The 4,474-nt window shown below is 35.4% G+C and carries 6 protein-coding genes; 5 read left to right on the plus strand and 1 reads right to left on the minus strand.

What is annotated here, in order from left to right; genetic code table 11:
* Positions 1-48: 48 nt before the first annotated feature.
* Positions 49-384: a hypothetical protein gene (locus tag PHC28_RS16020; protein WP_300102982.1), complete on the plus strand. Its 336-nt coding sequence runs from the start codon at positions 49-51 to the stop codon at positions 382-384.
* 1 nt (position 385) lies between these two features.
* On the opposite strand, the gene PHC28_RS16025 is transcribed toward PHC28_RS16020, so the two are convergent.
* On the minus strand, positions 386-562 hold the full coding sequence (locus PHC28_RS16025) for a hypothetical protein (protein ID WP_300102985.1): 177 nt from the start codon (positions 560-562) through the stop codon (positions 386-388).
* Positions 563-711: 149 nt separating this feature from the next.
* Here PHC28_RS16025 and PHC28_RS16030 point away from each other — a divergent pair, with 149 nt between their 5' ends.
* The 4 genes from PHC28_RS16030 to PHC28_RS16045 all read left to right on the plus strand — a co-directional run.
* Positions 712-1,197 carry a TIGR00730 family Rossman fold protein gene (locus PHC28_RS16030; protein WP_300102997.1) on the plus strand — a complete coding sequence of 162 codons (486 nt, stop codon included), beginning with the start codon at positions 712-714 and terminating at the stop codon, positions 1,195-1,197.
* Between the two features lie 276 nt (positions 1,198-1,473).
* Positions 1,474-2,787 (plus strand): TolC family protein, encoded by a 1,314-nt coding sequence (locus tag PHC28_RS16035; RefSeq protein WP_300102988.1) that lies wholly within the window; start codon positions 1,474-1,476, stop codon positions 2,785-2,787.
* Between the two features lie 117 nt (positions 2,788-2,904).
* Positions 2,905-3,984, plus strand: a complete 1,080-nt coding sequence (locus tag PHC28_RS16040) for an efflux RND transporter periplasmic adaptor subunit (protein WP_300102991.1) — start codon at positions 2,905-2,907, stop codon at positions 3,982-3,984.
* A 92-nt stretch (positions 3,985-4,076) separates the two neighbouring features.
* A partial coding sequence (locus PHC28_RS16045; RefSeq protein WP_300102994.1) for an efflux RND transporter permease subunit occupies positions 4,077-4,474 on the plus strand: 398 nt, incomplete at its 3' end.

Here is a 4,474-nt window from a genome sequence, read left to right on the forward strand (position 1 = left end):
CAGATTGCAATTTGTTTGCCCTCATTTTTAATATAAAAACTTTTTATTATGGATTTGACTGTTTCTAAATTTAATGTTGAGGAAAATTTCTCAGAAGGTATGTTTTTTATGCTGATGCTTGATAAATTAGACTTACACTACGAGCAAGAACTACTGAAAATTGAAAACGCTTTTTTAAAGTACTTACCAACAGATTCTAGTAAGATGGGAGGGCTTCTAACTTATGTTAACACTTGTTTCAGAGAGGATATCTTAATTAGCTTAAATAAATTTAATTTTGATTATGGTACTATAAAAAACGTAATTTTATTGCATAATGAAAAATGCGAATCTTTCAAGAAAACAACAGATGACTTTTATAATAAGTTTTATCCGTTGGTTTAGATTAGCGGTCTATAAATGCCTTTCTGTACAGCTCTTCTTCTGCTCTGTTTTTTTGCTTCAAACATTTATTTAGATTGTCAGAGTAAAACTCTCTTTCATTTTCAGGATAGCCACTTAAATCCTTTAGGTGTATTTTTATTTCGTATGGTATTTTCAAACTCTCTAATTCAATATTCAAAGATAGTATTCTTAGTAAAAGCCTTGAACAAAAGAAGTATACAATTTCTTTCAACTTTCCATAACTTTCTGTTTCTACTTCTTTTTTGCTGAAAAGAATAAGCAGTTCTTGTTTCTGTTTTCATCCTTCTGTTACTTTGTTAGTAACATCTGTTTCTCGAAGTTTCGGAAGCTGCCAATAAAGGAGCTTATGAAGCCGGCGGTTATTCCGTGGGGTGCAATATAATTCTTCCCGTGGAGCAAAAACCTAATCCTTATCTTCACAAATGGATTTATATTCCCTACTTTTTTGTCAGGAAAGTGATTCTCGTGAAATATTCCTTCGCTTTCATTGTAATGCCGGGAGGAATAGGCACTTTGGATGAATTGTTTGAAGCCTTAACTTTAATCCAAAATAGAATTATTGCCGGCTTTCCCGTTGTGATTTTTGACAAGGAATACCATAAAGATTTGTGCGAACACATTGAAATGATGGTCAAACACGAAAGCATCAGTGCAGAAGATATGGAACTTTTGTTTGTGACTGATTCCGTAGAGGATTTAGTAGCCCATATTCGGAAATACTCCATAAAAAAATTTGGTTTAAAGAAGAAAGCTTACAAAGCCAAATGGTGGTTTGGAGAGAGCAGGAAATGAGAGATTAGTTTTTTACGGCTCTTTTGTCATTTCGACCAAAGGGAGAAATCACATAATGAGAGCAACAAATTTGAGTATCTAAAGTGAGCAACTTATGTGATTTGCTTCGCCTGTTCGAGCAAAGCTCTCGGGTCTCCCTTTGGTCGAAATGACAAATATGAATAAAACATCTCATTTTGCGCTGTTTTTTCATTTTGTGCTATTCTATGTAACACTTGTTACTGAACATACATTTTTGCGAATATATCTTTGCCTCATAATTCAGATAAAATAATTATGAAGAAAATAAATTTACTCCTATTAGTTGGAACAATTTCCATTTCGACTTTAGGTTTTAGTCAAGACACCTTGACTATTTCCAGAAAGGATATTTGGCAAAAAGCCAACGATAAAAACTTGCAAATCAAGATTGCCAACCAAGAATTCAAATCGGCACAAGCAGATTATAGGCAATCGAACGCTCTGTTCTTGCCAAGCATTTCCGCATCTCACACTGCGATTTCAACTACGAATCCATTGATGGCTTTTGGTTCTAAATTGAATCAGGAGGTTTTAACGGCTTCTGATTTTAATCCGGCATTGTTGAATAATCCATCGGCGACCCAAAACTACGCCACCAAAATTGAGGTTTTACAACCTTTAATTAATGTAGATGGATTGTATGGAAGACAGGCTGCCAAGTCTAAAATGGAAGCTTTTCAATTACAAACCGAACGCACATCGGAATATTTGGAATTGGAAGTCAACAAATCCTTTATGCAATTGCAATTATCGTACAAAGCAGTAAAAGTATTGGAAAAAGCAAGTGCTACGGCTGACGCCAATTTGAAATTGGTAGAAAACTATTTCAAGCAAGGAATCCTTCAGAAAACCGATTTATTGTCGGTGCAGGTTCGTGTCAACGAAATCAAAAACCAGTTGCAATATGCCAAAAGCAATGTGCAAAATGCTTCCGATTATTTGGCTTTTCTTTTAAATGAAGACAATACCAATAAAGTGTATAAACCCTTGGAAGAGTTGGATAATACCATTGCTATTTCAAGTATCAATACCACACTTTCAGGCAACCGAAAAGACATTCTCGCAATGGATAAATCATCAGAAGCTTACGCCAAAATGTGGCAGTCCAGCAAAATGAATTTCTTACCGACCTTGAATGCTTTTGGAAGCTATGAAATGTATGATGACAAACTTTTTGGAACCAATGCACAAGGTTATTTAATAGGAGCACAATTGTCGTGGAAAGTTTTTGACGGTTATAAATCCATCGGAAAAATGGAAAAAGCCAAAGCCGATTATCAAAAAGCGGAAGTGGAAAACCAACAATACAAATCCCAAAGCCAATTGGAATTGAACAAAACCAATCGCCAGTTGAAAGATGCCGAAAACAAGGTGAATTTAGAAAAATTAGCTTTGGAACAATCGCAAGAAGCGTATCGAATAAGAAGTAACCGATTCACACAAGGACTAGAAAAAACAACCGATTTATTGCAAGCAGAAACGCAAATGTTCCAGAAAGAATTGGAATTGCTGCAAGCGGTTTTCGAATATGATTTTACCCAACAATATTTACAATTTTTAACGAAATAAGGAAACTCTGTCCTGCAAGGTTTTCAAAACCTTGTAGGTATAAAAATATATAAAGTGAAACCTACAAGGTCAAAAAAAAGACCTTGCAGGATTATAAACAACAAAAGCAAACAAAATATGAAAAAAATAATAACAATCCTTTCCATTTCTGCAGTATTACTAACTTCTTGTGGAGGTGACAAAAAAGAACAAATCAAGGAAGAACCAGCAATCGTAGTTAAAGTGAGCGGAGTTTCTGAAAATAACAAAGGAGCATTCATAACTGCAAGCGGAAAAATTGAAGCTGAAAATAGTGCTAATTTAAGCACTAGAATGATGGGTTATGTAACCAAAGTTCACGTGAAAGTAGGACAAAAAGTAGGTGCTGGACAATTATTGGTTAGCATCAATAACACTGATTTGCAAGCCAAAAAAGCACAAGTAGATGCTAGTATTTTACAAGCGACTGCAGGTTACAATAATGCTAAAAAAGATTACGATCGTTTTGTGGCTTTGTTCAAACAACAATCGGCTTCTCAAAAAGAATTAGACGATATGACGGCGCGTTACGAAATGGCAAAAGCAGGATTAGAAGGGGCTAAACAAATGAGAAATGAAGTGATGGCGCAGTTTTCTTATTCGAATATTACGGCGCCATTTTCTGGAACAGTAACCAACACTTTTGTGAAAGAAGGCGATATGGCGAATCCTGGAATGACATTGGTTAGTGTTGAAGGAGTTTCAAAATTGCAAGTAACTGCTATGGTTTCTGAAGGTGATATTAATGCTATCAAAAAAGGAATGGCTGTAAAAGTATTGGTAAAATCATCAAATGAAACGCTTACCGGAAAAGTGAGCGAAGTAAGTTTGTCAGCAACCAATACTGGCGGTCAATATTTGGTAAAAATAAACTTAGACAAAACGGATAGTTCAGTGTTATCAGGAATGTTTGTTAATGTTCAGTTTCCAACAGAAAACAAAACTCAAATTTCTAAAAGTGAAGTATTGTTAGTTCCAGAAAGTGCTTTGGTAAAACAAGGTCAATTGACTGGTGTTTATACTATTGGAAGCGGAAATGTAGCCATTTTAAGATGGTTGCGAACAGGAAAAACTTTTGGTAATCAAGTAGAAGTTTTATCAGGTTTATCGGCTGATGAGCAATATATTGTTTCGGCTGAAGGAAAATTATATAACGGAGCTTTGGTGAGTGTTCAGTGAGCAGATGGAAGATGGCAGGTTGCAATTTGAACAATTTTAAACAACCTTAAACCCTAAACTAAAAACAATAAACCCTAAACAATAAACAAAAAATGCAAGAAGGTATATCAGGTAAAATAGCCAATTTTTTCATCAATTCGAAATTAACCATTTTGTTGATGGTGGCCTTGATGATTATTGGTGTATATAGTTCGTTTTTGATTCCAAGGGAAGAAGAACCGCAAATTAATGTTCCAATGGCCGACGTAATGGTAGGTTATCCCGGAGCAAGTCCATCGGAAGTAGAAAGTCGTGTAGCGAAACCATTAGAGAAAATCATTTCGAACATCAAAGGAGTAGAGCACGTGCATACAATGGCGATGAATGGTCAAGCGATGTTGATTGTACAATTTTATGTAGGTCAAGATGTGGAGCGTTCGTATGTGAAATTGTATGACGAATTAGCGAAACACGAGGATATGTTCCCGAAAGGAGTGTATAAGCCTATGGT

It is taken from the genome of Flavobacterium sp., from assembly GCF_028712645.1.
Lineage (GTDB): Bacteria > Bacteroidota > Bacteroidia > Flavobacteriales > Flavobacteriaceae > Flavobacterium.

Bases quoted from the DNA above. Each gene is read 5' to 3' on its own strand.
- PHC28_RS16020 (WP_300102982.1), top strand. From the start codon at position 49: ATGGATTTGACTGTTTCTAAATTTAATGTTGAGGAAAATTTCTCAGAA.
- PHC28_RS16035 (WP_300102988.1), top strand. From the start codon at position 1,474: ATGAAGAAAATAAATTTACTCCTATTAGTTGGAACAATTTCCATTTCG.
- PHC28_RS16040 (WP_300102991.1), top strand. From the start codon at position 2,905: ATGAAAAAAATAATAACAATCCTTTCCATTTCTGCAGTATTACTAACT.